The sequence below is a fragment of the Pseudoxanthomonas sp. X-1 genome, assembly GCF_020042665.1.
In the GTDB taxonomy this organism is placed as follows: domain Bacteria; phylum Pseudomonadota; class Gammaproteobacteria; order Xanthomonadales; family Xanthomonadaceae; genus Pseudoxanthomonas_A; species Pseudoxanthomonas_A spadix_A.
In genome coordinates this window covers 3,401,461-3,425,407 of the sequence record NZ_CP083376.1, presented here as the reverse complement: position 1 = coordinate 3,425,407, position 23,947 = coordinate 3,401,461, and the positions used below count along the sequence as shown (strand labels likewise).

26 protein-coding genes are annotated in these 23,947 nt (G+C 71.4%); 13 read left to right on the top strand and 13 right to left on the bottom strand.

Annotated elements, in window-relative coordinates:
* Window positions 1-3: 3 nt before the first annotated feature.
* Window positions 4-369, bottom strand: a complete 366-nt coding sequence (locus LAJ50_RS15455) for a hypothetical protein (RefSeq protein WP_130550002.1) — start codon at window positions 367-369, stop codon at window positions 4-6.
* The gene (locus LAJ50_RS15450) at window positions 366-938 is read right to left on the bottom strand and encodes an RNA polymerase sigma factor (protein ID WP_138651327.1); all 573 of its coding nucleotides are present in this window, start codon (window positions 936-938) and stop codon (window positions 366-368) included. The genes LAJ50_RS15455 and LAJ50_RS15450 overlap by 4 nt, the downstream gene beginning before the upstream one ends.
* 142 nt (window positions 939-1,080) lie before the next feature.
* On the opposite strand from LAJ50_RS15450, the gene LAJ50_RS15445 reads away from it, so the two are divergent.
* Window positions 1,081-1,380 (top strand): NAD(P) transhydrogenase subunit alpha, encoded by a 300-nt coding sequence (locus LAJ50_RS15445; RefSeq protein WP_130515887.1) that lies wholly within the window; start codon window positions 1,081-1,083, stop codon window positions 1,378-1,380.
* Window positions 1,377-2,831, top strand: coding sequence for an NAD(P)(+) transhydrogenase (Re/Si-specific) subunit beta (locus tag LAJ50_RS15440; protein ID WP_138651328.1), 1,455 nt, complete (start codon window positions 1,377-1,379; stop codon window positions 2,829-2,831). Before LAJ50_RS15445 ends, LAJ50_RS15440 begins: the two co-directional genes overlap by 4 nt.
* Before the next feature lie 27 nt (window positions 2,832-2,858).
* Here the strand turns inward: LAJ50_RS15440 and LAJ50_RS15435 are convergent, their stop codons facing one another.
* Window positions 2,859-3,242, bottom strand: a complete 384-nt coding sequence (locus LAJ50_RS15435) for a hypothetical protein (RefSeq protein WP_138651329.1) — start codon at window positions 3,240-3,242, stop codon at window positions 2,859-2,861.
* A 185-nt stretch (window positions 3,243-3,427) separates the two neighbouring features.
* Here LAJ50_RS15435 and sufT point away from each other — a divergent pair, with 185 nt between their 5' ends.
* The 3 genes from sufT to LAJ50_RS15420 all read left to right on the top strand — a co-directional run bounded on the left by sufT (window position 3,428) and on the right by LAJ50_RS15420 (window position 7,400).
* On the top strand, window positions 3,428-3,979 hold the full coding sequence (gene sufT / locus LAJ50_RS15430; protein ID WP_138651330.1) for a putative Fe-S cluster assembly protein SufT: 552 nt from the start codon (window positions 3,428-3,430) through the stop codon (window positions 3,977-3,979).
* Window positions 3,980-4,088: 109 nt separating this feature from the next.
* Window positions 4,089-5,183, top strand: coding sequence for a branched-chain amino acid aminotransferase (locus LAJ50_RS15425; RefSeq protein ID WP_138651331.1), 1,095 nt, complete (start codon window positions 4,089-4,091; stop codon window positions 5,181-5,183).
* A gap of 489 nt (window positions 5,184-5,672) precedes the next feature.
* A complete protein-coding gene (locus tag LAJ50_RS15420; protein WP_224096603.1) occupies window positions 5,673-7,400 on the top strand; it encodes a S8 family peptidase in 1,728 nt (575 codons plus the stop codon).
* Between the two features lie 367 nt (window positions 7,401-7,767).
* Here LAJ50_RS15420 and LAJ50_RS15415 read toward each other — a convergent pair whose 3' ends face one another.
* Genes LAJ50_RS15415 through wrbA form a run of 3 tightly spaced genes read right to left on the bottom strand, consistent with a single transcriptional unit; the run spans window position 7,768 to window position 9,267 of the window.
* Window positions 7,768-8,253 carry an asparaginase domain-containing protein gene (locus tag LAJ50_RS15415; protein ID WP_138651343.1) on the bottom strand — a complete coding sequence of 162 codons (486 nt, stop codon included), beginning with the start codon at window positions 8,251-8,253 and terminating at the stop codon, window positions 7,768-7,770.
* A 55-nt stretch (window positions 8,254-8,308) separates the two neighbouring features.
* Window positions 8,309-8,671: a DUF2069 domain-containing protein gene (locus LAJ50_RS15410; RefSeq protein ID WP_171044527.1), complete on the bottom strand. Its 363-nt coding sequence runs from the start codon at window positions 8,669-8,671 to the stop codon at window positions 8,309-8,311.
* Complete coding sequence (gene wrbA / locus LAJ50_RS15405) at window positions 8,668-9,267, bottom strand: NAD(P)H:quinone oxidoreductase (RefSeq protein ID WP_130549995.1); 600 nt, start codon at window positions 9,265-9,267, stop codon at window positions 8,668-8,670. The genes LAJ50_RS15410 and wrbA overlap by 4 nt, the downstream gene beginning before the upstream one ends.
* A 229-nt stretch (window positions 9,268-9,496) precedes the next feature.
* On the opposite strand from wrbA, the gene LAJ50_RS15400 reads away from it, so the two are divergent.
* From LAJ50_RS15400 to yccX, 3 genes are read left to right on the top strand one after another with little or no spacing between them, the layout of a single operon-like run.
* Complete coding sequence (locus LAJ50_RS15400) at window positions 9,497-10,774, top strand: YihY family inner membrane protein (RefSeq protein ID WP_138651333.1); 1,278 nt, start codon at window positions 9,497-9,499, stop codon at window positions 10,772-10,774.
* Window positions 10,774-11,355 (top strand): TlpA disulfide reductase family protein, encoded by a 582-nt coding sequence (locus LAJ50_RS15395; RefSeq protein ID WP_138651334.1) that lies wholly within the window; start codon window positions 10,774-10,776, stop codon window positions 11,353-11,355. Before LAJ50_RS15400 ends, LAJ50_RS15395 begins: the two co-directional genes overlap by 1 nt.
* Window positions 11,352-11,624 (top strand): acylphosphatase, encoded by a 273-nt coding sequence (gene yccX, locus LAJ50_RS15390; protein ID WP_138651345.1) that lies wholly within the window; start codon window positions 11,352-11,354, stop codon window positions 11,622-11,624. Before LAJ50_RS15395 ends, yccX begins: the two co-directional genes overlap by 4 nt.
* 18 nt (window positions 11,625-11,642) lie before the next feature.
* Here the strand turns inward: yccX and LAJ50_RS15385 are convergent, their stop codons facing one another.
* The 5 genes from LAJ50_RS15385 to LAJ50_RS15365 all read right to left on the bottom strand — a co-directional run bounded on the left by LAJ50_RS15385 (window position 11,643) and on the right by LAJ50_RS15365 (window position 16,483).
* Window positions 11,643-12,716, bottom strand: a complete 1,074-nt coding sequence (locus LAJ50_RS15385) for a glycosyltransferase (RefSeq protein ID WP_343227861.1) — start codon at window positions 12,714-12,716, stop codon at window positions 11,643-11,645.
* 161 nt (window positions 12,717-12,877) lie between these two features.
* Window positions 12,878-13,657, bottom strand: coding sequence for a polyphosphate kinase 2 (gene ppk2 / locus LAJ50_RS15380; protein WP_138651336.1), 780 nt, complete (start codon window positions 13,655-13,657; stop codon window positions 12,878-12,880).
* Window positions 13,658-13,688: 31 nt separating this feature from the next.
* Window positions 13,689-14,207, bottom strand: a complete 519-nt coding sequence (gene moaB, locus LAJ50_RS15375) for a molybdenum cofactor biosynthesis protein B (protein WP_138651337.1) — start codon at window positions 14,205-14,207, stop codon at window positions 13,689-13,691.
* A gap of 108 nt (window positions 14,208-14,315) precedes the next feature.
* On the bottom strand, window positions 14,316-15,200 hold the full coding sequence (locus LAJ50_RS15370) for a hypothetical protein (RefSeq protein ID WP_224096336.1): 885 nt from the start codon (window positions 15,198-15,200) through the stop codon (window positions 14,316-14,318).
* An 83-nt stretch (window positions 15,201-15,283) separates the two neighbouring features.
* Window positions 15,284-16,483: a S8 family serine peptidase gene (locus LAJ50_RS15365; RefSeq protein WP_138655479.1), complete on the bottom strand. Its 1,200-nt coding sequence runs from the start codon at window positions 16,481-16,483 to the stop codon at window positions 15,284-15,286.
* Window positions 16,484-16,649: 166 nt separating this feature from the next.
* Here LAJ50_RS15365 and LAJ50_RS15360 point away from each other — a divergent pair, with 166 nt between their 5' ends.
* Both LAJ50_RS15360 and LAJ50_RS15355 read left to right on the top strand, forming a co-directional pair.
* Window positions 16,650-17,162, top strand: a complete 513-nt coding sequence (locus LAJ50_RS15360; RefSeq protein WP_138655477.1) for an RNA polymerase sigma factor — start codon at window positions 16,650-16,652, stop codon at window positions 17,160-17,162.
* The gene (locus LAJ50_RS15355) at window positions 17,159-17,902 is read left to right on the top strand and encodes a zf-HC2 domain-containing protein (RefSeq protein ID WP_224096335.1); all 744 of its coding nucleotides are present in this window, start codon (window positions 17,159-17,161) and stop codon (window positions 17,900-17,902) included. Before LAJ50_RS15360 ends, LAJ50_RS15355 begins: the two co-directional genes overlap by 4 nt.
* Window positions 17,903-18,331: 429 nt before the next feature.
* Here LAJ50_RS15355 and prfA read toward each other — a convergent pair whose 3' ends face one another.
* Together prfA and hemA are read right to left on the bottom strand one after the other, a co-directional pair.
* Window positions 18,332-19,414: a peptide chain release factor 1 gene (prfA, locus tag LAJ50_RS15350; RefSeq protein ID WP_138652895.1), complete on the bottom strand. Its 1,083-nt coding sequence runs from the start codon at window positions 19,412-19,414 to the stop codon at window positions 18,332-18,334.
* Complete coding sequence (gene hemA, locus LAJ50_RS15345) at window positions 19,392-20,672, bottom strand: glutamyl-tRNA reductase (RefSeq protein WP_130549984.1); 1,281 nt, start codon at window positions 20,670-20,672, stop codon at window positions 19,392-19,394. Before hemA ends, prfA begins: the two co-directional genes overlap by 23 nt.
* Before the next feature lie 64 nt (window positions 20,673-20,736).
* Here hemA and LAJ50_RS15340 point away from each other — a divergent pair, with 64 nt between their 5' ends.
* The 3 genes from LAJ50_RS15340 to ispE are packed head-to-tail and all read left to right on the top strand — an operon-like array spanning window position 20,737 to window position 23,947.
* Window positions 20,737-22,422 (top strand): tetratricopeptide repeat protein, encoded by a 1,686-nt coding sequence (locus LAJ50_RS15340; RefSeq protein WP_165424062.1) that lies wholly within the window; start codon window positions 20,737-20,739, stop codon window positions 22,420-22,422.
* Window positions 22,419-23,069 (top strand): lipoprotein insertase outer membrane protein LolB, encoded by a 651-nt coding sequence (lolB, locus tag LAJ50_RS15335; protein WP_130549982.1) that lies wholly within the window; start codon window positions 22,419-22,421, stop codon window positions 23,067-23,069. Before LAJ50_RS15340 ends, lolB begins: the two co-directional genes overlap by 4 nt.
* Window positions 23,066-23,947, top strand: coding sequence for a 4-(cytidine 5'-diphospho)-2-C-methyl-D-erythritol kinase (gene ispE / locus LAJ50_RS15330; protein ID WP_130549981.1), 882 nt, complete (start codon window positions 23,066-23,068; stop codon window positions 23,945-23,947). The genes lolB and ispE overlap by 4 nt, the downstream gene beginning before the upstream one ends.

The following is a 23,947-nucleotide window of genomic DNA, read 5'->3' as shown; positions in this document are numbered from 1 at the left end:
GCGTCATTCCATCGTGGTGTCCGAGGCCCCTAGCCAGACGTACAGGTCCGGGTTCTGGTCCAGCACATCGGCGGTGCTGAGCTGGGTGTCGGTGGCATCGGAGGGGAGTGTGGCCTGCACCGCCAGCACCTGGGTGGCGCCGGACGATGCGGTCTGGGACGAGGGCGGCATCAGCCGCGCGGCGGCGACCACCGCCAGGACCGCGGCCAGCGCGCTGGCGCCCAGCCACGCATAGCCGCGTGGCCGGTGCGCGCGGGCCGCGCCATGGCGCGCATCGCGCAGCCGCGCCAGCGTCTGCGGCGACAGCGCCTGCAGCGCGGCGGCATGGCGTTGGCGCATGCGGCGGTCGAAGTCGGACGGGGCGTTCATCGGAACTCCTCCAGCTGTTTCTGCAACGCGTCGCGCGCGCGCGACAGGTGGGTCTTGACCGAGCCTTCCGAGCAGCCCATCGCGCGCGCGGTCTGGGCCACGTCCAGCTCCTCCAGCACGCGCAGGGTGAAGGCCTCGCGCTGCCTGGCCGGCAGGCCGCGCAGGGCCTGGACCAGGCGCGCATAGCCTTCGCGCTGGTCGTGCGCGTCGGCCGGGCCGGCGTGCGGATCGGCCCAGTCGATGAACGACTCCTCGCTGCGCTCGCTGGCCGGCACCATCCAGCGCAGGCGGAAGCGGCCGCGCCGCTGCAGGTCGATGATGCGCCTGCGCAGGATGCTCCAGAACAGCGGCGTCCACTCGGCGGCGGGTCTGTCGGCATAGGTCAGCATCTTGATCATCGCATCCTGCACCGCGTCCAGCGCGTCCTCGCGGCTGCGCAGGCCCGCTTCGGCGAAGCGGAAGGCGCGGGTGGAGATGCCGCCCAGGAACGCCTCCAGCGACGCCGGGGGCTCGGCGGGCGCGGGCGATTGGACGTCGGGTGGATCGGGGAGCAGGGGACTCACCAGCACGAGGATAGCCAACGCAGCACGGTTACCGGAGCAAACGCGCGCCGCGTGGTGCGGTTGACGGGCGCGGCGGCCCCGGTCAGGTCGCGGTTATGATGCGCCCGCCCCGGTCGTTGCCGGGCCTGTCCGGAAGGAGCGCGGTTCCATGATCGACGGCTTCGTTGCGCTGTACATCTTCATGCTGGCGGCCATCGCCGGCCACGTCATCATCTCGCGCGTGCCGGTGATCCTGCACACGCCGCTGATGTCCGGTTCCAACTTCATCCACGGCATCGTGCTGATCGGCGCGATGGTGGTGCTGGGCCATGCCGATACCACGCTGGAGAAGGCGCTGGGCTTCGTCGCGGTGCTGCTGGGCGCTGGCAACGCCGCCGGCGGCTACGTGGTGACCGAGCGGATGCTGGACATGTTCAAGCCCAGCCGCAAGCCCGGGGACGCGCCGTGAGCCCGACCACCATGCAGCTGCTGGACTGGCTGGTCAGCGCCAGCTACCTGGTGGCGGCCACGCTGTTCCTGCTGGGCCTGCAGCGCATGGCCTCGCCGGTGACCGCGCGCAGCGGCATCCGCTGGGCCGGCGCGGGCATGCTGCTGGCCACCGCCGCCACGTTCTTCCTGCCAGGCCTGCACAACCTCGCGCTGATCGTGCTGGCGATGGCGATCGGCGTCGGCGCGGCCTGGGTCTCGGCCAGGAAGGTGGCCATCACCGACATGCCGCAGATGGTGGCGCTGTACAACGGCATGGGCGGCGGCTCGGCCGCGGCCATCGGCGCGGTCGAGCTGCTGCGCTACGCCTTCATCGTCCATCGCGACACGTCCAACTGGAGCGAGGCCGCCGTGGCCCAGCTCGCCGCCCGGGCGCCCGGGGCGACCACGCTGGCGCTGGCGGTGATCGGCTCGGCCATCGGCGCGGTGTCGCTGACCGGCTCGGTGATCGCCTGGGCCAAGCTGGACGGGCGCCTGGACCGGCGCGTGACCTTTCCGGGCCAGCAGCTGTTCAACCTGGGCGTGGCGCTGGCCGTGGTCGCGCTGGGCGTGTGGGCGGCGGTGTCGCTGTCGCCGCTGGCGATCGTGGCCTTCTTCGTGGCCGCGCTGGCGCTGGGCGTGCTGATGACCCTGCCCATCGGCGGGGCGGACATGCCGGTGGTGATCTCGCTGTACAACGCGTTCACCGGCCTGGCGGTGTCCTTCGAGGGCTATGTGCTCGGCAACGAGGCGCTGATCATCGCCGGCATGATGGTCGGCGCGGCCGGCATCCTGCTCACCCGGCTGATGGCCAAGGCGATGAACCGCCCGGTCAGCGGCGTGCTGTTCTCCAACTTCGGCGGGGGCGGTGCGGCGGCCGAGATCAGCGGCACGCAGAAGCCGATCGAGGCCGGCGACGTGGCGGCGATGATGGCCTACGCCGAGCGCGTGGTGATCGTGCCCGGCTACGGCATGGCCGTGGCCCAGGCCCAGCACAAGATCTGGGAACTGGCCCAGCGCCTGATCGCGCGCGGGGTGAAGGTGAAGTTCGCCATCCATCCGGTCGCCGGGCGCATGCCCGGGCACATGAACGTGCTGCTGGCCGAGGCAGGCGTGCCCTACGACCTGATCGCCGACATGGACGACATCAACCCCGAGTTTCCCAATACCGACGTGTCGCTGGTGATCGGGGCCAACGATGTGGTCAATCCGGTCGCCAAGACCGATCCGGCCAGCCCGATCTACGGCATGCCGATCCTGGACGTGGTCGAGTCCCGGAACGTCATCGTGATCAAGCGCGGCAAGGGCACCGGCTTCGCCGGCATCGAGAACGCGCTGTTCTACGCCGACAACACGCGCATGCTCTACGGCGACGGCGCTGAGATGGCCAGCTCGCTGGTGAGCGAACTCAAGGCGCTCGACGGCGGCCACTGAGCCGCCAGCGCATGCGGCCTGCCCGGCCTAGCGCGCCAGCACCACGGCCACGATCACCGCCAGCGCCATCAGCGCCCAGTCCAGCGGCGTGGTGGCCAGCGTGATCAGGGTCCAGGCCAGGTGCGCGCCGAGCTTGCCGGCCGATTCCTGCGGCGTCACGCCCATCATCACGCCTACCTGCAGCACCACGATGCCCCAGTTGGCCCAGGCCATGGTCAGCAGGGTCAGCAGGCCTGCCCACAGCCCGCGCGTCCAGCCCGGTGCCATGCCACCGGCGCGCAGCACCCAGGCCGCGGTCAGCGCCGGCAGCAGCGCCATCCAGCCGCACTGGCGGTCCAGCCAGGCGGCCTGGCCAATCCACATCAGCGATTGCAGCAGGGCCAGCAGCGCGAAGACGAGCAGGGCGGTCAACGGAGGGAAACGGACGGACGGGGCGGGCATCGGCAGCGGTGCGCAGGGCAATCGGACAAGGATACCCGTCCCGGCCGGCGCGACTGGTCCGCAACGCTGTGGCGCATGCCGGGGCGCCGTGGCCGGGCCAAGCGCCGGGTAGAATGCGCGCTTGCCTTGCCGCCTCGCGTCCCCATCTTCCCCGCATGTATTCCAGCAGCAGCGAACCGGTCCAGTTCGAGCGCGATTGCGCCGCCGTCATGGTGCCCGCGGGCGAGTCGGTGACGCTGCCGGCCGGCACCTACGGGTACATCACCCAGGCCCTGGGCGGCAGCTACACCGTCTTCGTCGAAGGCAACCTGTTCCGCATCGCGGGCAAGGACGCCGATGCACTGGGCAAGGAGCCGCCCGAGCCGCTGGAACTGGACGAAAACGCCAGCGACGAGCAGGTCGAGCAGCTGGTCTGGCGCCAGCTGCGCACCTGCTTCGATCCGGAGATCCCGTTCAACATCGTCGATCTGGGTCTGGTCTACGAGGTCGACCTGCGCCATCGCGAAGGCGGGCAGCGCGAGGTGGGCGTCAAGATGACCCTGACCGCGCCCGGCTGCGGCATGGGCGAGATCCTGGTCGACGATGTCCGCAGCAAGCTGGAGATGATCCCCACCATCACCGAGGCCGATGTCGAGCTGGTGTTCGACCCGCCGTGGAACCGCACGATGATGTCCGAGGCCGCGCGCCTGGAAACCGGCATGCTGTAAGGCGCCGTGCCGGGGCCGGCGCATTGGTTGCGTGTGGTCGCGTCGGGTGAATCGCCGCGCGCGCGGCGCTATCCTTGCCGGGTTTTGTCCTCCAGCAAGGTCGCGGTCCATGTCTTCGTCCCAGGCTTTCACCGTCCAGCCCTCCGCCGCCGCGCTCAGCGATGCCGATCGCCAGGCGATCCTCGCCGCACCGGGCTTCGGCAACCACTTCACCGACCACATGGTCGCCATCCGCTGGACGCGCGCCGACGGCTGGCACGACGCCCGCGTGCAGCCCTACGGCCCGCTGTCGCTGGATCCGGCCGCCTCGGTGCTGCACTACGGCCAGGAGATCTTCGAGGGCATCAAGGCCTATCGCCACGCCGATGGCTCGATCTGGACCTTCCGCCCGCAGGCCAACGGCGCGCGCCTGCAGCGCTCGGCCAAGCGTCTGGCGCTGCCGGAGCTGCCGGTGGAGCTGTTCGTCGAGTCGCTGCGCCAGCTGATCGCCGTCGACGGCGCCTGGGTGCCCTCGGCGCCGGAGACCAGCCTGTACTTTCGCCCCTTCATGATCGCCGACGAGGCCTTCCTGGGCGTGCGCGCGGCGCAGAAGGCGTCCTATTACGTCATCGCCAGCCCGGCCGGCCCGTACTTCACCAAGGGCGTGGCGCCGGTGTCGATCTGGCTGTCCACCGACTACGCGCGCGCCGGCAAGGGCGGCACCGGCGCGGCCAAGTGCGGCGGCAACTACGCCGCTTCGCTGCTGCCGCAGACCATCGCCCAGGCGCAGGGCTGCTCGCAGGTGCTGTTCCTGGACCCGGTCGAGGGCAAGTACGTCGAGGAACTCGGCGGCATGAACGTGTTCCTGGTGTTCAGCGACGGACGCCTGGTCACCCCGGCGCTGTCCGGCAGCATCCTGGAAGGCATCACCCGCGAATCCATCCTGCAGCTGGCGCGCGACCGCGGCCTGCAGGTCGAGGAGCGCAAGGTCTCCATCGACGAATGGAAGCAGGGGGTGGCCGACGGCACGATCTCCGAGGTCTTCGCCTGCGGCACCGCCGCGGTGGTCACCCCGATCGGCGAGCTGAAGGGCGAGGGTTTCGCGGTCGGCAGCCCCGACGCGCCGGCCGGCGAGGTCACCATGTCGCTGCGCAAGGAGCTGACCGACATCCAGTACGGCCGTCTGCCCGACCGCCACGGCTGGCTGGTGCGCCTGGACGGCTGAGCGCGCGCCGCCTCGTCCCGTCGCACCAAGCGACACCGAACGCCCGGCCCCGCGCCGGGCGTTGTCGTTTGTGGTCATCCGGTGTCCCGGATGGCGACCTGGATGACCCGTTATGACCATGAAGGGACAGTACAGGACAGGTTTCGAAGGCAACCGATCGCATCCTGATGGTTTCGCCAGGGCGCTAAATGAGTTTTTTTCATGACGCAATCGGTCACAGAACGACGCTGACGCCATCTCGCGTCACATCCGGCTCGGTTAGGTTTCGGTCAGGTTCGCCGCCGAGGCGACCGGTTTCCGGAGATCACGCACGCCGCAGTCCGCCCCAACAGCCCCCGATGATGTGGCCGTGGGTCATCGCCGGTTCTTCCCCGCGCCGAGGCGCGGTCATCCCAAGCGAAAAAGGAATTCACGATGTCCGATGTTCCGTTCAAGCGTCGTCTGCAGCTGCGTGCCTTGACCGCCGCCACCGCCATCGCGCTGTCCGCGATGGCCATCACCCCGGCCATGGCCCAGGGCCGGGTCAACCTCAGCGGCCTGCAGTCGACCGAGCAGCAAGGATTCCAGCGCTTCATCGTCAAGTACCGCGACGGCAGCACCAAGGCGACCAGCGATACGTCGCTGACCCAGTCCCTGAGCAGCGTCGCGCGCGCCGTGCCCTCGGCGCAGGGAGCGGCCGCCCTGGGTCTGCGGCACCTGCGCCGCACCGCGGTGGGCTCCGACGTCCTGGTGGCCAGCCGCAAGCTGGACCGCGCGGACGCGGAGACGCTGATGCGCCAGCTGGCCGCGGATCCCGACGTGGATTACGTGGAAGTGGACAAGCTCAACCGCCCCACGCTGACGCCCAACGACACCCGTTTCAGCGAACAGTGGGACCTGGGCACCGGTACCGGCGGCATGTACGCCACCACCGCCTGGGACGTGACCAACGGCGCAGGCGCGGTCGTGGCGGTGCTGGATACGGGCATCACCTCGCACTCGGATCTCAGCGCCAACATCCTGCCGGGCTACGACTTCATCACCGCCTATACCCTGCCGGGTGGCACGACCATCGGCAACGACGGCAACGGCCGCGATTCGGATCCCAGCGATCCTGGCGACTGGATGGCCGCCGGTGAGTGCGGCACCGATTCGTCGGGCCGCCCGGTCCCGCAGTCGGCGCAGAACAGCAGCTGGCACGGTACCCACGTGGCCGGCACCATCGCCGCGGTCACCAACAACAGCAAGGGCGTGGCCGGCATCGCCTACGGCGCCAAGGTCGTGCCGGTGCGCGTGCTGGGCAAGTGCGGCGGCTTCGATTCGGACATCGCAGACGCGATCGTCTGGGCCTCCGGCGGCACGGTCAGCGGCGTGCCCGCCAACCAGAACCCGGCCGAGGTGATCAACCTCAGCCTGGGCGGCAGCGGCGCCTGCGGCACGACCACGCAGAGCGCGATCAACGGCGCGGTCTCGCGCGGCACCACGCTGGTGATCGCCGCCGGCAACGACAACACCAACGTCTCCAACGCCAGCCCGGCCAACTGCAACAACGTCATCGCCGTCGGCGCGACCACCAGCACCGGGGCGCGGGCCAGCTATTCCAACTACGGCTCGCTGGTGGACATCGCCGCGCCGGGCTCGGGCATCCTCTCCACGCTCAACTCCGGCACCACCTCGCCGGGTTCGGAGACCTACGCCTCCTATAGCGGCACCTCGATGGCCACCCCGCACGTGGCGGCCGTGGTGGCGCTGATGCAGTCGGTGGCCAACCCGGCGCTGACCCCGGCGCAGGTGGAGACGATCCTCAAGAACACGGCGCGGGCTTTCCCGTCCACGCCCTCGCAGTCGATCGGTACCGGCATCCTGCAGGCGCGCGCGGCGGTGGACGCGGCCAAGGCCGGTGGCAGCACGGGCGGTGGCGGCGGTTCGACGCTCACCAACGGCGTGGCGGTGACCGGCCTGGCGGCCAGCACCGGCAATTCGGTGAACTACACGCTCAACGTGCCGGCCGGCGCCACCAACCTCAGCTTCGCCATCAGCGGCGGCACCGGCGATGCGGACCTGTACGTGCGCTTCGGCAGCGCCCCGACCGATTCGACCTACGCCTGCCGGCCGTACAAGTCGGGCAATTCGGAGACCTGCAGCTTCGCCACGCCGCAGACCGGCACCTACTACGTGCGGGTCAAGGCCTACTCGACCTATTCGGGCGTGAAGCTGACCGGGACTTACACCCCGTAATCCGTCACCAGGTTCGCAGGGTCGCGCAAGGATTGCGCGGGGTAAAGGACGCCCGCCCTGCGCCGTAAGGACGCGCGCAACGAACGACCCGCCGGCGCAGGGATGCCCGGCAGGTTTTTTTATTCTTAGCGGAATTGTGATCAGGGCTTCTTTCGAGCAGAAGCCTCAAAACATGACGCGCGAGGCAGCAGGCCGGCAGGAAGGGCCGCGCCTTGGGCCAGGGCAGGATGCCCTCACCGAGGGAAAAGCGACCCTTTACGCCGAATCGCTGCCCTTCCGAAGCCGATCGCTCAGGCCGCAGCTCACTCGATCAGGACCAGACCTCTTTCCGGAATTCCGCTGGGAAATTCCGTTAGCCGCCTGTGTCTCAGGCCGATTCGAAGCGGTTGGCGGCCACGTTCTTGCGCACATGGCGCGGGTTCCAGATGCGGCCGTTCATGGCGATCCACACGCCTTCGGGCGCCGACTGCACCGCGCCGACCGCGCAGCCGATGTTGAACTCGGCGTCCGAGCCGCGGAAGCCGGCCGGGTTGAGCGCACCGGTGAGCACGATCACGCGGTCCTCCAGCGAGGCCAGCGCCTGCGCGGTCTGCACCATCGAGTCGGTGCCATGGGTGATCAGCACATGGCGCGCGGACTGCGCGGCGATGGTGGCGCGCAGCAGCTCGCGGTCGGCGTCGGTGATGTGCAGCGAATCCTTGCGGATGATCGGGATCACCGTGAAGCGGAACGCCACGCCCAGCTCCTTGAGGATGCGACCGATCTGCGGCTCGCCGACCTGGTAGTCGGACTTGTCGTCGAAATAGATCTTGTCGATGGTGCCGCCGGTGGTGACGACCAGCAGATCGTCCATGGGCGAGGAAAGAGCATTCACGGCGTGGTCCAGGCAGAGAGCGATGGAGGCGATTTTAACGTGGGTCGCCGCCGGTCTTCGGCTTGCGGGCAAGCCGCGCGCGCAGGCCGGGCCAGCTGGAAGCCAGCACGATGGCCAGGGCCAGCAACAGTTCGATCCAGCCGTACAGCCGCACCTCCGGATGCGACCAGGCCGTCATCACGCCGTGGCTGAACCAGCCCAGCGCCAGCACCCCCGACCAGAACACCGCCAGCCGCGAGCCCAGGCGGGCGCCGATGGCCAGCACCAGCGGTGGCGCGGTGAACACCAGCAGCGTGGCCAGCACATGGCGGTCGTCGCGGAACCACCAGCCGAACAGCGCCGACAGCGCCAGCAGCATCAGCGCCAGCAGCGGACGCGGGGTGCGCATGCCGCTCATGCCGTGGCCTGCAGCCGACGCGCGATGTCGGCCAGGCGCCGGCCCAGCGCACGCGCCAGCGCGGCCTCTTCCTCGCTGGGCTGCGGATCGTCCTCGCCGCCGGCCACATGGCTGGCGCCGTAAGGCGTGCCGCCGGTGCGCGTGGTGCTCAGCTGCGGCTCGGTGAACGGAATGCCGGCGATCAGGCAGCCGTGGTGCAGCAGCGGAAGCTGCATGCTCAGCAGCGTCGCTTCCTGGCCGCCATGCAGGCTCGCGGTGGAGGTGAACACCGCCGCCGGCTTGCCCACCAGCGTGCCGCTGGCCCATTCGGCGCCCAGCGAATCGAAGAAGAACTTCATCGGCGCGGCCATGTTGCCGAAGCGGGTCGGGCTGCCGATCGCCAGCCCGGCGCAGTCGGCCAGGTCCTGCTTGTCGACGTAGGGCGCGCCTTCGTCCGGAACCGGCGGGGCGCTGCGCTCGGTCACCACCGCCACCGGCGGCACGGTGCGCAGGCGCGCGCGCATGCCCTCGACCTCGCCGACGCCGCGCGCGATCTGCCGCGCCAGGCGCGCGACCGAACCGCCGCGGCTGTAGTAGAGGACCAGGATCTCGGGCATCGGCGGGGGCGTCCAGCGGCAAGGGGGCGCCAGTATCGGCGCTGGCAGGCCGGCTTGTCGCGGCCGCGGGCAGGTGCGAGGGCGGCGTCGAGCTTCCGGCGGCGCCGCGGAAGCGGTTGTCGCCGCCGTTGTCGGAGGAGCGGGCAGGCCTGAGTTCCCTCGTGACAGCGGCGGCGGAGGATGCCCGCCAGCACGGCTGCCCACGCCACTTCGGTTAGGCTTGGCCCCGATGTCCCTGGCCTCCACCCTGCATCGCTGGAACGAGCACGTGCGCGACCGGGCGCGGCTGACGGCGTTCGCGCGCTTCCTGCTGGGACGCTTCTGGGACGATCGCCTGTTCCAGACCGCCGCGGCGCTGGCCTATACGACCATGTTCGCGCTGGTGCCGCTGGCAATGGTGGTGTTCGGCGTGCTGGCCGCGTTCCCCGGCTTCCGCCAGTGGAGCGATACGCTCAGCGACTACGTGTTCTCCAATTTCGTGCCCAGCGCGGCGCGCTCGGCGCAGGGCTATCTGAAGGAGTTCGCCGCGGCGGCGCGCGATCTGACCGTGGCCGGCGTGATCGCCCTGGTGATCTCGCTGCTGATCACGCTCAACAGCGTCGAGGCCGCGTTCAACCGCATCTGGCGCGTGTCGGGCACGCGCCCGCGGCTGGGGCGCTTCGTCATGTACTGGACGGTGCTGACGCTGGGCGCGCTGCTGTCGGCCGCCTCGTTGGCCATCACCGCCAAGGTGTTCGCGCTGCCCCTGTTCCGGACGGCCGAAGGGCGCCAGGTGGCCTCGCTGGCCCTGTCGCTGGCGCCGGTGCTGATCGAGCTGTGCGCCATCGCCGCGATCTACCGGGTGGTGCCGCACCGCTCGATCCATTGGCGCTACGCCTTCGCCGGCGCGCTGCTGGCCACGGTGGGGCTGGAGGCGATCAAGTGGGGCATGGGCCTGTACCTGGCCAGCTTCAACTCCTACACCCGCATCTATGGCACGGTGGCGGTGGCGCCGATCCTGATGCTGTGGATTTACTTGAGCTGGAGTTCGATCCTGCTCGGCGCCTCGCTGGCCTCGTCGATGGCGGCCTTCCGCTATCAGCCACGGGCCATGCGCCTGCCGGAGGGGTTCGAGATCTACGGCCTGCTGCGCCTGCTCGGGCGCCTGGTCGAGGCGCGGCGCGACGGCCACGGGCTGAGCGACAACCAGATCATGAAGCTCGAACCGATGCTGACCGATTCGCTGGTGCAGGAGCTGATCGGCCACCTGTCGCGGATCAACCTGCTGCGCTGCACGGACGACGGCCAGTGGCTCCTGGCCCGCGACCTGGACGACACCTCGCTGGCCGAACTCTACGAGGCCTGCCAGCTACGCATTCCCATCGCCGATGTGGCGCTGCCCTGCCAGGACGACGCGCTGGGCGTGGTCGCGCGCGAAGCGCTGGACCGCGTCCGCCTGCCCGTGCGCGAGCTGCTGCAGCATCCGGCCAGCACGATCTACCGCAACCCGCCGGAGTCGACCCCCTGATGTCTTCGTTCCCTTCCCGCGTCCTGCCGCTGTCCCTGGCCTGCGCTGCGCTGCTGATGCTGGCCGGGTGCGAGCGCGCGTCCGCGCCTGCGGCTTCCTCGCCGGCCGTCGTGGCCGAGCGGGCCGCCGCACCGTCTCCTCCAGCCGTTCCTGCTGCCCCCGCCGGTGGTCCGATCGCGCTGAAGCTCACGGCCACCGACGGCAGCACCCTGGATCTGGCCGCGCATCGCGGCCACTGGGTGGTGGTGAACTTCTGGGCGACCTGGTGCCATCCGTGCCTGGCCGAAATGCCGGCGCTGTCCGAGCTGGACCAGCGCCGCCAGGACATCGACGTGGTCGGCCTGGCCTTCGACGACATCGCGCCCGACGCGCTGGTGGCCTTCCTCAAGCAGCACCCGGTCGCCTATCCGATCGCGCAGGTGTCGATGGACCACCCGCCCGCGGCGTTCGAGCCGCCCGCCGGCCTGCCGACGACCTATCTGCTCGACCCGCAGGGCAAGGTCGCCAAGCGCTTCCTCGGGCCGGTCACCCCGCAGGAGATCGAACAGGCCGTGGACGCCGGCGCGGCGGCCAGGTCCTGAGCGTCATCGCCGCCCGGTTCCTGGTCGGTGGACGGGTGCAGGGCGTGGGCTTCCGCGCGTCCACCCGCGAGCAGGCCCGGGCGCTGGGGCTGGACGGGTACGCCCGCAATCTGGCCGATGGCCGGGTCGAAGTCGTGGCGCGTGGCGAGCCCGCCGCCGTGGAGACGCTGGCCATTTGGCTGACGCGGGGTCCGGCGCCGGCGCAGGTCGATGCGCTGGAGCGCGCGGACTGGCAGGGGACGGTCGCGCCGGGTTTCGGCATCGGCTGACGACCGCCGCGGCGGGGCTCAGCCCGGGCCGTGGTGCGGCAGCAGGGCGGTCGCCAGCCGGGCCAGTCCGCGGCGCGGCACCGGCGTGCCGGCATCCAGCGAGGGCTGCAGCGCCAGGGCCAGGCGGTGGGGAAAGGCCGCGTCGTTGTCCAGGAAGAAGGTCCGTGCCGCTTCGCCCAGTGCCGCGCAGGCCTGCAGGCTGAGCGACAGCGCGCGCTCGACCACCTCTTCGATCGCCTCGGCGTCCACGCGGTAGCGCGTGCCCAGCGCCATCGCCCGCTGCGCGGAGGGCTGCAGCAGCAGGCCGCGTTCGGGCGTGACCAGCTCGTTCATCGGCTCGCCGTCGGTGGTGATGACCACCGCGCCGGTGCTCAGCGCCTCGACCAGGTAATGGCCGAAGCCTTCTGCCTCCGACGGGCACAGGTGGAAGGCGTGCGCGTTCTGCAGCTGGCGCAGCTGCGCATCGTCCAGGTAGTCCAGCCGATGGTCGATGTTGGGCGCCACGATCCTGGGCACGTCGCGCGACTGCACCACCGTCAGCGTGGGCCACTCCGGATGGCGCAGCCAGGCCTGGACCACCGCCTCGGTGCCCTTGGCGGTGCTGCGCCCGGCCACGTGCAGAAAGGCGCGCCGGCGCACCACGCCGGCATCGAAACGGTCCTCACTGGTGAAGCCGATATAGCGGGTATCGCAGCCCAGCGCGCCGAAGACGCGTTCGGCGTGGCGGGTCTTGCACAGCACCCCTTCGAACCGCGGCAGCAGCGGCAGCCACTTGTCCAGCATCCACTCCGGGTTGGGCACCAGCAGGTTGCGGCGGGCGGCCGGCAGACAGCTCCGGTAGATGCGCTCCAGGAATACCTGGGTCTCGATGCGGCCGGTCGCCAGCGCGCCCAGCCGGGTCCGCGCCTGGCGCAGGTGGTTGCCCAGGCGCGAGCCGCCGAAGGCCAGCGCCTGGCTGCCGATCTGCGCGCCGGACAGGGCCCTGGACATGATCGTCAGGTCGCGGCGCAGCCCCACACCGTTGTCACGGGTGATCAGGCGAACGCGCGGTGAGAGGTCGGGCTGGGCGGAGACAGGAGCGAAAAGAGCCATGAATGACGTCCGGCACGGGCACAGGTGCCGTGATGAACACATGATGAAAGGTTTTAGGCCTTCCGTCACGGGGTCGGCGCCAACACTTGTCACCGCGTATTCAGTCCGCGGGGCGATCTGCCCGGCGCCAGTCCGCGCCGGGGCGCTACCGCTGTTCAGCTTCAGGCGCTGGTGTCCGGGATCGGCTTGAGCAGCTGGAAGGTCTCGGTCAGCAGCTTGCCGTGCAGGGGCTTCATGTTCAGCCTGGCGGGCGCCACCGTGGTGTCGGGCAGGCGCGAGAGCAGGTCGCGGATCAGGGTGATGCGCCCGCGGCGCTGGTCGTTGAAGTCCACCAGAGTCCACGGCGCGTGGTGAGTATGGGTAGCAGCCAGCATGGCCTCGCGGGCCTCGGTGTAGGCCGCGTACTGCTTGCGCGCCTCCAGATCCACCGGGGAGAGCTTCCAGCGCTTGAGCGGGTCTTCCAAGCGCTCGGCGAAGCGCGCTTCCTGCTGGGCCTGGTCCACGGTCAGCCAGTACTTGAACAGCAGGATGCCGTCGTCGATCAGCAGCCGTTCGAAAATCGGCACCTGCTGCAGGAAGGCGGTGTACTGGTCCGGCGTGCAGAAGCCCATGACCCGCTCCACACCGGCGCGGTTGTACCAGCTGCGGTCCATCAGCACGATCTCGCCGCCGGCCGGCAGCTGCTGCACGTAGCGCTGGAAGTACCACTGCGTGGCTTCGCGATCGGACGGCTTGGGTAGCGCCACGACCTTGCACTGCCGCGGATTGAGGTGTTCGCGGATCGCGTCGATGGCCCCGCCCTTGCCGGCGGTGTCGCGGCCCTCGAAGAGCACCACCACGCGCTTGCCGGTGTGCAGCAGCCAGCGCGAGAGGTTGACCAGCTGCAGCTGCAGCGGCGCGAGCTGCGCCTCGTAATCCTTGCGCTTGAGTTTCTTGCTCATGGAGATCCTGGCGCGGGCGTGGCGGCCGAGCTTATTCCTTCAGCCGTGGCCGCAGGGTCGCCAGGTTGCAGGGGCGGGTGCGGGCGTCGAGCTGGGCCGAGACGATCTTCTCCCAGGCCGTGCGGCAGGCCGAGGTCGACCCGGGCAGGCAGAACACGAAGGTCTGGTTGGCCAGCCCGGCGAAGGCGCGCGACTGCAGCGACGAGGTGCCGATCTCGTCCACGCTGACCGCGCGGAACAACTCGCCGAATCCGGGCATCTGCTTGTCCAGCAGTGGCGCGATCGCCTCGGGCGTGGAATCGCGTCCGGTGAAGCCGGTGCCGCCGGTGATCAGCACGCCGTCCACCTCGTCATCGGCGATCCAGGCCGAGACGATGGCGCGCATGCGGTAGATGTCGTCCTTCACCAGCGTGCGCCCGTGCAGCAGGTGGCCGGCGTCGGTGGCGGCCTGGACCAGATAATCGCCGGAGCTGTCGTTGGCCAGGGTCCGGGTGTCGGAGACGGTCAGCACGCACAGGCGCAGGGGGATCAGGGTGTCGGCATGGCTCATCGCGCCAGCCTAAGCGCTGAGCGGTGAGGCTTCAACGAAGGCTGCGTACAAACGAAAGGCGCCGGCCTCCCGAAGGAAGCCGGCGCCGGTGCGGACCGCAGCTGACGCTTACGGCTGGGTGCTGGCGTTGGCCGACCCGTTGGCCGAGCCGCCGACCGAGGCGTTCACGCCATCGCGCGAGGCGCTGCCGCTGGCGTTGCCGCTGGTATTGCCGGAGGCGGCGGCGTTGCTGGTGCTGTTGCCCAGGCTGTTGCCCAGCGCGCCGCTGCCGTTGGCGTTGCCCGAGGCCGAGCCGTTGGCGCTGGTCGACGCGGCGCTGTCACTGGCCTGCGAGGCGGCGCTGCCGACCTGGCTGGCGGCGCCCTGCACCCCGCTCTGGGCGCGGGTCGCGGCGGCCTGCGCGCCATTGCGCACGCGGTCGGCGGTGTTGCGCACGCCCTGCGCGGCCTGGCTGGCGCCGGCGCGGGCCGAGCCGGCGGCCTGCGCCGCGCTGGACTCGGCGGCGCTGGCCACACCGCTGGTGTCGACGCTGGCCGAGCCAGCCGCGTTGCCGGCCCCGTTGAGCGCACCGCTCAGGTCGCCGTTCGAGGCGCTGGCGGCGGCGTTGCCGGTGCCGCTCGCGTCACTGGTCAGCGATGCGGCCGAACCGGCGGCGCTGCCCAGCGCCTGCGTCTGGCCGCCGACCGACTGCGCCTGATCGCGCACCGACGCGGCGGTGTCCGACGCGCGCTGCTGGGCGCGCTGGGTGGCGCGCTCGGCGCGGTTGCGCGTCTGCTGCAGGCGGTCGCCGGCCATGCCGCGGGTGCTGTCGATGGTGTTGCCGATGCCGTTCACGGGCCCGCCGACGCCGCCGATCTGACCGCCAAGGTTGCCGGCGCCGCCGATGGCGCCGCCCACCTGCCCACCCAGGCCGCCCAGGACCTGAGCCGATGCACCGGTGCTGGCCAGCGCGATGATGGCGGCCGTGGCCCACGTCAGAGTGTTGTGACGCATGAGAGGTCTCCCTCGTTGGCGCGGGAAATCCGCTGCCTTCAGGAAGCACTACGGCCCGGCAAGGAAGTTTCTTCCCGACGCTCCTAACGTGTTGCCGCCTGTTCATCCGGCGTGCCCGGGACCAGCCCGCGGCCGTAGACCGGGTCCGGGCCCGGCTTGCCGAGGTCGCGCGCATGCGCCGCCAGCGCGGAAAGCAGGGCATCGGCATCCTCGTCCGGATGCGTGGCCAGGGCCTGCGCAGCCAGCGCGGCCACGCGCGGGGCGGCGAACGAGGTGCCGCGCATGCGTTCGAACCTGCCGCCCGGCGCGGCGGCCTCGACCTGCGCGCCGACCGCGGCCAGGTCCACCTGCGGGCCGCGCCCGGCCTCCGGCAGGACGCGATCGCGCGGATCGACCGCGGTCACGCCGATCACCTGCGGATAGGCCGAAGGGAACAGCGGCGCCGCCGCCGGCCCGTCGTTGCCGACCGCGGCGACCACGACCATGCCGCGACCGATGGCCGAGGCCACCGCGCGCTTGAGCAGCGCATTGTCCGGGCCAACCAGGCTCAGATTGACCACGCGGACCTGTTGCCGGGCCAGCCAGGCGAGGGCCTGGGCGACCTCCAGTGCGTTGCCGCCGGTCGGCGCACCGCAGTACACATCGGCGGCGAACAGCTGCACGCCGGGCTGCGCGCGCTGGCCATCGCCGACCAGCAGCGAGGCCACCGCGGTGCCGTGCAGGTCTGGATGCGGCTGGTCTTCACAGCCCCAGCGCTGCACCTGCGCACCTTTCAGCGCGGGATGGCCCGCATCCACCCCGCTGTCGACCAGGCCGACGCGCCAGGGCGTGGCCGCCCCGGCGGCGGACGTCGCCGCAGCGCCACTGGCCGCCTCGGCCGCGCCGCTGCTGGCATAGAGATGGTCGTAGTCGTAGCTGCCGGCCGGATCGAGTGCGCGCAGCGCCTCGACCGCCCGGCGCGTGGACTGACCGGCCGGAGCGCGCAGCGGCACGACCTCCAGGTCCAGCCCGTCGAGGCGGCGCGGCGCCTCGACGGTGAAGCCGGCCTGGCGCGCGCGTTCCAGCGCCTCGGGGGTCGGCGCCAGCGCCAGGACCTGGCTGCGGATCACCACGTTGTCGTTGGGGTCCGTATCGAGCACGTCGCGATGCTCGCGCAGCAGTCGGCGCTGGCCGAGCTGGCGTGCCTGGGTGAAGGTGCGGTCGGCCAGGGTGGTGGCGTCGCGCATCAGCGGGTCGACGACCTGCCCCAGCGTCCGGGTAACCGGTGAGACAGCCTGCTGCATGGGCGGAAGCGGCTGCAGCTGCGCCCCCGCGACCGGCGCGAATGCCAGCAGCGCCGCAAGCGCGGCCGTTCGCGCTAGGATCGCGCCGCGCCGGGTGCGCCGTGGCGGGAGGAAAAATGGTGCGCGGCTCATGGAAGCAATCTGGCTTCCCGATCGTATATCAAGCATGAAGCACGACGCGGCGAGCCTGCCCTTCCGTCAGGCGCTGTGCGAGCGGCTGCCCAAACTGCGCCGCTACGCACGCAACCTGGCGGGCACGCCGCACGATGCCGACGACCTGCTGCAGGTCGCTGCCGAGCGCGCGCTGGCGCGCGCCTCGCAGTGGGATCCGGCCCAGCCGCTGGATCCCTGGCTGTACCGCATCGTGCGCAACGCCTGGATCGACGAGGTGCGTGCGCGCCAGCGCGGCCAGGAGGTGTTCGCCGACGCCGCACTGGGCGAACAGGTCGGCGAGGACGCGGTCGGGGCGCACGCGGTGCGCCTGTCGGTGGAGGCGGCGATGGCGCGCCTGCCGGAGGAACAGCGCAGCGCCATCGCGCTGGTGCTGGTGGAAGGCCTGGCCTACCGCGAGGCCGCGCAGGTGCTGGAGATCCCGATCGGCACCCTGACCAGCCGGCTGGCGCGCGGGCGCGAGGCGTTGCAGGCCCTGCTGGGCGACGAACCTGGAGACGCGACATGAACTTCGACGACGCCACCCTGATGGCCTACCTGGACGGCGAGCTGGACGCGCAGGAGGCCGCGCAGGTCGACGCGGCGCTGGCGCGCGACCCCGAGCTGGCCGCGCGCATCGCGCGCCAGCGGCGCCTGGACGCGCGCCTGCGCACCGCGCACGCGGCGGCGGTCGAGGAAGCGGCGCCCGACGCGCTGGTGCGTCTGGTGCTGGGCGATGCGGCGCCCGATGCGTCGGCCGAGCCGACGACTCCAGCGGCGGGCAACGTGGTGGCGTTCCCGCCGCGCAGGCGGGCGCGCACGCTGTGGACGCATCTGGGCGCACTGGCCGCCGGCGTCGTGCTGGCGGTGGTCGCGCTGCCCTGGCTGCGCGGTGCCGGTGATGCGGATTGGGTCCAGGGCGCCGACGGCCTGCAGGCGCGGGGCGCGCTGGCCGCCGCGCTGGATGATCAGCTCTCCGCCGACCACGTGGGCAAGGTTCGGATCGCCTTGAGCTTCCGCGACCAGGACGGACAGTACTGCCGCGCCTTCCGCGTCGCGTCGGCCAGGACCGCGGGCCTGGCCTGCCGCGGCGCCCAGGGCTGGTCGCTGCCGGTGCTGGCGCGCGACGCCGAGCACGCGCAGGGCGAACTGAGGCAGGCGGCCTCGCCGCTGCCGCCGGCGGTGCTCGACGCGGTGGATGCACGGATCGACGGCGATGCGCTGGATGCCGGTGGCGAGCAAGCTGCGCGCAAGGCGGGCTGGCGCTGAGTGCCGGATTAGCTGGCGGAACAGGTCAGGCGAGCTGTCGCTTCCTGGAAGCGTGCACTGCGCAGTCGGTTTCCTCTTTCAAACCCCACGGCCCCTCTACCGTCGTTCCCGCGAACGCGGGAACCCATGGGCGTTGGCGCGGGAAACTCAAAGCTAGGTTCCCGCGTTCGCGGAAACGACGGCTGGTGGTGTCCTGCCTGGGGCGGCCATCCTCTGGTCCGAGGTCCTTCGATCTGAGGCTTCACGTCCATGGATTCCCGCCTTCGCGGGAATGACGGTTCGATCGATGTCCGCGAGTGCATGGATGGCGCGGGTTCTCTCCGCGGCTCTGGGTCTTCAGCCTGCCGCGTCGTTCCTCGACCCGATACGCGTCTACCAAAATGACCGCCTGATCCAAACCAGTAGGCGCGCCGGCGCGCTGCGCTTGGCTCAGCCCTCGGCCAACCGCGCCAGCTCGTCTGCCTGATGCTCGTGCGCCAGCCGGCCGATCAGTTCGTCCAGGCTGCCTTCGATGATGTTGGGCAGGTCGTACAGGGTCAGGCCCTCGACGCGGTGGTCGGTGATGCGGCCCTGCGGAAAGTTGTAGGTGCGGATGCGCTGGCTGCGGTCGCCGCTGCCGACCTGCAGCTTGCGCGTCTGCGCCTCGGCCGCGGCCTGCCGGCTGCGTTCGGCGTCCAGCAGCTGGGCCTTGAGCCGCTTCATCGCCTTGTCGCGGTTGGCGTGCTGGCTGCGCTCGGTCTGGCACTCGACCACTACGCCGGTCGGCACGTGGGTGATGCGGATCGCCGAATCGGTCTTGTTGACGTGCTGGCCGCCGGCGCCGGAGGAGCGGAAGGTGTCCACCTTCAGGTCGGCCGGGTTGATCACGATCTCCTCGACCTCGTCGGCCTCGGGGATGATCGCCACCGTCGCCGCGGAGGTATGGATGCGGCCCTGCGATTCGGTCGCCGGCACGCGCTGCACGCGATGGGTGCCCGATTCGAACTTCAGCCGGGAGTACGCGCCGCGGCCGACGATGCGCGCCACCACCTCCTTGTAGCCGCCGTGCTCGCCGGGGCTGTCGGATTCCACTTCCACCTTCCAGCCCTGGCGCTCGGCGTAGCGCGCGTACATGCGGAACAGGTCGCCGGCGAAGATCGCTGCCTCATCGCCGCCGGTGCCGGCGCGCACCTCCAGGAACAGGTTGCCCTCGTCGCGCGGATCGCGCGGGACCAGCAGGGCCAGCAGTTCGTCCTCCAGCTCGGCCAGGCGTGCCTGGGCGGTGGCGATTTCCTCCTCGGCCAGCTCGCGCATCTCCGGGTCGGCGCGCAGCGCCTCGGCGGCGACCAGGTCGGCCTTGGCGCGGGCCTCGGCGTCCAGCGCGCTGGCCAGCGGCGCCAGCTGGGCGAACTCGCGCGAGAGGTCGCGGAAGCGCGTGGTGTCGGCGACGACGGACGGGTCCGCGAGCAGGCGTTCGAGTTCTTCGCGACGCTCGGCCAGCGCCTCCAGCTTACGGCGCAGGGTCGGCGTCATCGGGCAACGTGGCGTGGGAGTAGGGGGCCTTGGCCGGGAACAGCCGTTCGGCGGCGCGGGTGAGTTCGGTGTCGCCGCGCAGCGCCGCTTCGCGCAGGGCGGCGGTCGGCGGGTGCAGCAGGCGATTGGTCAGGGTGTGGGCCAGCTGCTCCAGCACCTGGGCCGGATCGCGGCCGTTGGCCAGCTGCGCCTGGGCCTTCTCCAGCGCGTCGCGGCGGGTGGTCTCGCCGTAGGCGCGCAGGCGCTTGAGCGGTTCCTGACGCGGGGCGGCCTGCAGGGTCTCGACGAAGCGCGCCACCTGCAGGTCGATGATGGCCTCGGCCTCGTCGGCGGCCTGGCGGCGGCTGCGGCGGTTTTCCTCGACCGCGCGCTCCAGGTCGTCGACCGTATAGAGATAGGCGTCGGCCAGGTCGGCCACGCTGGCCTCGATGTCGCGCGGCACGGCCAGGTCGAACAGCATCATCGGCTTGTGCCGGCGCCGCGTCAGCGCCTGGGCGACCTGCGCGCGGTTGATCACCGGCTCGCGCGCGGCGGTCGCGGAGAACACCACGTCGGCCTCGGCCAGGTGCCGGTCCAGTTCGTCCAGGGGCAGGGCATAGCCGCCGTGCTGGCTGGCCAGCGCCTGGGCATGGGCCAGGGTGCGGTTGGCGATCAGCAGACGCCGTACCTTGCCCTCGCTCAGATGCCGGGCGGCCAGCTCGATGGTCTCGCCGGCGCCGACCAGCAGCACCGTCGAGTCGCTCAGGCGGGCGAAGGAGTTTTGCGCCAGCCGCACCGCGGTGGAGGCCACCGATACCGGGTTGGCGCCGACCCGGGTGTCGGTGCGCGCGCGCTTGGCCACGGCGAAGGCCTGCTGGAACAGCCGGTCCAGGCCGTTGCCCAGCGCGTGATGCTCGCGCGCCAGCGCCCAGGCGTCCTTCACCTGGCCCAGGATCTGCGGCTCGCCCAGCACCATGGAATCCAGCCCGGTGGCCACGCGGAACAGGTGGCGCACGGCGTCGGCGTCGCGGTGGCGGTACAGATAGGTGTCCAGCCCCTCGCCGTGCGCGGCCAGCCACTGCACCAGCGGCGTCGCGTCGTCGGCTACGGCGTAAAGCTCGGTCCGGTTGCAGGTGGACAGCAGCGCGGCCTCGCTGACCTGCGGCAGGGCACGCAGCGCGTCCAGCGCCGCCGGCAGCGCCTCGCCGGCAAAGGCCACCCGTTCGCGCAGGGTGACCGGCGCGGTCTGGTGATTCAGTCCAAGGACCCACAACGTCATTTCGGGGCTTGCGCTAAGCTGCTGGCGTGTTGTTGCCCGCCATTTTACGGCCCGGTTCCTCCTAATGCCCGCAAAGATGCGTTTCGTCCCGCCGTTGCTGCTGTTCGTTGCCGGATTCGCATCCTCCGCCGCGGTGCTCGCCAAGGAGTCCGTCCCGCCAGGCGGGACGACCGGCGCGCTGCTCGAGCCGGTCATGGCCGGCGAGTTCGCCCTGCAGGCCGGCAAGCTGCCCGAGGCCGCGCGCTGGTACCTGCAGGCCGCCCAGGCCGGCCACGACGTCGGCCTGGCCGAACTGGCCACCCGTATCGCCCTGCTGGCCAACGACGACGCGCGTGCCGCGCAGGCGCTGGCGCTGTGGCAGCAGCGCGCGCCCAGTTCGCTGGCCATGCGCGCGGCCCAGGCCACCGTGTCGCTGCGCGCCGGGCGCGAACGCGAGGCCCGGCGCCAGCTCGAATCGCTGCTGCGCGACAAGGATCCGCAGGGCTGGCGCTATGCCCTGACCGTGCTGGGCAGCGGCGGGCGCGATCCGGCCCTGGCCGGGCGCCTGCTCGGCCAGCTGCTGGACGACAAGGCGCTGCCCAACGAACTCACCGCCTGGCTGGCCTTCGGCGGCCTGGCCCAGTCGCTGGACCAGCCGGCGCTGGCCGAACGCATCGTCGGCGAGGTGGTCAAGCGCTTCCCGGTCAATCCGCGGGTGGCCCTGCTGCATGCCAGCCAGCTGCGCCAGGCCGGCAAGTTCGACCAGGCCCGCCAGGTGCTGGTCGACCTGCAGGGCCAGGCCAACCTGGACCCGTCGGTGCGCCTGGGCGTGGCCGCCGAGTACGACAGCCTGGGTTCGCCCGGGCTGGCCGCCGCCGCGCTGGCCAAGGGGCCGCAGGACACCCGCAGCTTCGGTCTGCGCGCCTCGCTGCTGGCCAAGGCCCAGGACGATGCCGGCCTGGCCGCGCTCTACGACGAGGCCAAGGCCTCGGCCAGCGAGGCCCAGGATCCGGCCCAGCGCCTGCTGCTGGGCCAGATCGCCGAGTACCTCAAGCGCCCGCAGGACGCGCTGGGCTGGTATGAGGGCGTCGACGCCGGCGAGCACGCGATCGAGGCGCGCCTGCGCGCGATCGGCACGCTCGACCAGCTCGGTCGCACCGACGAGGCCTTCGCCCGCGTCCATGCGATGCAGGCCGACGCGGCCATCGATGAATCCGCCCGCCGCGACGCCTACCTGCTGGAGGCCGAGCTGCGCCAGAAGCACGACGACGATGCCGGCGAACTGGACGCCCTGGCCCGTGGCCTGGCCGCCTATCCCGACGACAACAACCTGCTCTATGCGCGTGGCTTGGCCTGGGAGCGGCGCGACCGCATCGACCGCGCCGAGGCGGACCTGCGCCGCGTGCTGGTCACCGACCCGACCAACACCGCCGCGCTCAACGCGCTGGGCTACACCCTGGCCGACCGTACCGACCGCTACAAGGAAGCGCTGGAACTGATCGACCGCGCCCGCGCCGCGGCGCCGGATGAGGCGGCGATCATCGACAGCTACGGCTGGGTGCTCTATCGCCTGGGCCGCAAGGACGAGGCGCTGGTGCAGCTGCGCCGCGCCTACACGCTGATGAAGGATCCCGAGATCGCCGCCCACCTGGGCCAGCTGCTGTGGGAGAAGGGCCAGCACGAGGAGGCGCGCAAGCTGTTCGACGAGGCGCGCAAGCTGGATCCGGACAACCGCTCGCTGCAGCGCGCGCTGGAGAAGACCGGCGCATGAGCTTTCGCATCCTGTCCATCGCCGCGCTGTGCGGCGCCCTGCTGCTGGCCGGCTGCGCCGCCGGCCCTGGCGCGCGTGGGCCGGCGCCGGCGCCCGTCGACGCGGGCATCGCGGCCGAGGCCCAGGCCGCGCGCGAGGCCTGGTTGGCCACGCACCGCGACTGGTCGATGACCGGGCGGGTGGCGATCCGCCGCGCTGACAAGGGCGGCAGCGGCCGCATCGACTGGACCCAGCGCGGCGACGCGTTCGACGTGTCGCTCGCTGCTCCGGTCACGCGCCAGACCTGGCGCCTGGTCGGCAGCGCCGGGCAGGTACGGCTGGAGGGCGTCGACGGCGGCCCGCGCCAGGGCGCCGATGCCGACCAGCTGCTGCTGGAGACCACCGGCTGGGAGATTCCGGTACAGGCGCTGGCCTACTGGATCCGCGGCCAGGCCGCGCCGACGCTGGCGCCGGCCCAGCTCGCCTATGGCACCGACGGCCAGCTGTCGCAGCTGCGGCAAGGCGGCTGGACCATCGACTTCACCGCCTGGCAGCCGCCGGCGGCGGACGGCACGCCAGCGCTGCCGGCGCGGATCGAGGCCCAGCGCGGCGACGCGCGCGTGCGCCTGATCGTCGACACCTGGCAGGCGGCAGGCCCCACGCCATGAGCCAGGCGACTGCGGCCGGCGACTGGTCCTGGTGGCCGGCGCCGGCCAAGCTGAACCTGTGTCTGCGCATCACCGGCCGGCGCCCGGACGGCTACCACGAGCTGCAGAGCGCCTTCCGGCTGCTGGACTGGGGCGACACGGTCGGCATCCGGCTGCGGCAGGACGGGGTGATCGCCCGCGTCGGCGACTCGGTGCCGGGCGTGGCGGAGGCCGACGACCTGCTGATCCGCGCCGCTAAGTTGCTGCAAACGCGCGCCAACGTCGCTCTTGGTGCGGATATCCGCGTCGAAAAGCGCATCCCGGCAGGCGGTGGCTTCGGCGGCGGTTCGTCCGATGCCGCCACCGTCCTGCGCGTGCTGGACCACCTGTGGGGCACGGCGCTGGGCGAGGACGCGCTGGCCGCGCTGGGCCTGACGCTGGGCGCGGACGTGCCGATCTTCGTGCGCGGGCGCAACGCCTGGGCCGAGGGCGTCGGCGAGCGCCTGACCCCCATCGCGCTGCCGCCGGCCTGGTACGTGCTGGTCGACCCCGGCCTGCACGTGGCCACGCCGGTCCTGTTCGCCTCCCCGGATTTGACGCGCCATGCCGCACCCGTGAAAATAGCGGACTTCCTTTCCGGATCCGTGCCCGACAACGTGTTCGAGCCGGTGCTGCGTCGTCGCGAACCTGCCATCGAGGCGGTGTTCGCCACGCTCTCGCGCATCGGGACGCCACGACTGACGGGGACGGGCAGCGGCTGTTTCGTGGAGTTCGCAAGCCTTCAGGCCGCCCAGGCCGGACTGGCCTTGCTGCCGAGCGAACTGCGCGGCTGGGTGGTGGCCGGGGCGGCGCGTTCGCCCCTGCTGGACGCCCTGGACGGGAGCGCACGCAAGGACTGA

Coding starts and splice junctions, on each gene's coding strand:
- LAJ50_RS15455 (WP_130550002.1), bottom strand. CDS start 369: ATGAACGCCCCGTCCGACTTCGACCGCCGCATGCGCCAACGCCATGCC.
- LAJ50_RS15445 (WP_130515887.1), top strand. CDS start 1,081: ATGATCGACGGCTTCGTTGCGCTGTACATCTTCATGCTGGCGGCCATC.
- sufT (WP_138651330.1), top strand. CDS start 3,428: ATGTATTCCAGCAGCAGCGAACCGGTCCAGTTCGAGCGCGATTGCGCC.
- LAJ50_RS15425 (WP_138651331.1), top strand. CDS start 4,089: ATGTCTTCGTCCCAGGCTTTCACCGTCCAGCCCTCCGCCGCCGCGCTC.
- LAJ50_RS15420 (WP_224096603.1), top strand. CDS start 5,673: ATGGCCATCACCCCGGCCATGGCCCAGGGCCGGGTCAACCTCAGCGGC.
- LAJ50_RS15415 (WP_138651343.1), bottom strand. CDS start 8,253: ATGGACGATCTGCTGGTCGTCACCACCGGCGGCACCATCGACAAGATC.
- LAJ50_RS15410 (WP_171044527.1), bottom strand. CDS start 8,671: ATGAGCGGCATGCGCACCCCGCGTCCGCTGCTGGCGCTGATGCTGCTG.
- wrbA (WP_130549995.1), bottom strand. CDS start 9,267: ATGCCCGAGATCCTGGTCCTCTACTACAGCCGCGGCGGTTCGGTCGCG.
- LAJ50_RS15400 (WP_138651333.1), top strand. CDS start 9,497: ATGTCCCTGGCCTCCACCCTGCATCGCTGGAACGAGCACGTGCGCGAC.
- LAJ50_RS15395 (WP_138651334.1), top strand. CDS start 10,774: ATGTCTTCGTTCCCTTCCCGCGTCCTGCCGCTGTCCCTGGCCTGCGCT.
- LAJ50_RS15385 (WP_343227861.1), bottom strand. CDS start 12,716: ATGGCTCTTTTCGCTCCTGTCTCCGCCCAGCCCGACCTCTCACCGCGC.
- ppk2 (WP_138651336.1), bottom strand. CDS start 13,657: ATGAGCAAGAAACTCAAGCGCAAGGATTACGAGGCGCAGCTCGCGCCG.
- moaB (WP_138651337.1), bottom strand. CDS start 14,207: ATGAGCCATGCCGACACCCTGATCCCCCTGCGCCTGTGCGTGCTGACC.
- LAJ50_RS15370 (WP_224096336.1), bottom strand. CDS start 15,200: ATGCGTCACAACACTCTGACGTGGGCCACGGCCGCCATCATCGCGCTG.
- LAJ50_RS15365 (WP_138655479.1), bottom strand. CDS start 16,483: ATGCAGCAGGCTGTCTCACCGGTTACCCGGACGCTGGGGCAGGTCGTC.
- LAJ50_RS15360 (WP_138655477.1), top strand. CDS start 16,650: ATGAAGCACGACGCGGCGAGCCTGCCCTTCCGTCAGGCGCTGTGCGAG.
- LAJ50_RS15355 (WP_224096335.1), top strand. CDS start 17,159: ATGAACTTCGACGACGCCACCCTGATGGCCTACCTGGACGGCGAGCTG.
- prfA (WP_138652895.1), bottom strand. CDS start 19,414: ATGACGCCGACCCTGCGCCGTAAGCTGGAGGCGCTGGCCGAGCGTCGC.
- hemA (WP_130549984.1), bottom strand. CDS start 20,672: ATGACGTTGTGGGTCCTTGGACTGAATCACCAGACCGCGCCGGTCACC.
- LAJ50_RS15340 (WP_165424062.1), top strand. CDS start 20,737: ATGCCCGCAAAGATGCGTTTCGTCCCGCCGTTGCTGCTGTTCGTTGCC.
- lolB (WP_130549982.1), top strand. CDS start 22,419: ATGAGCTTTCGCATCCTGTCCATCGCCGCGCTGTGCGGCGCCCTGCTG.
- ispE (WP_130549981.1), top strand. CDS start 23,066: ATGAGCCAGGCGACTGCGGCCGGCGACTGGTCCTGGTGGCCGGCGCCG.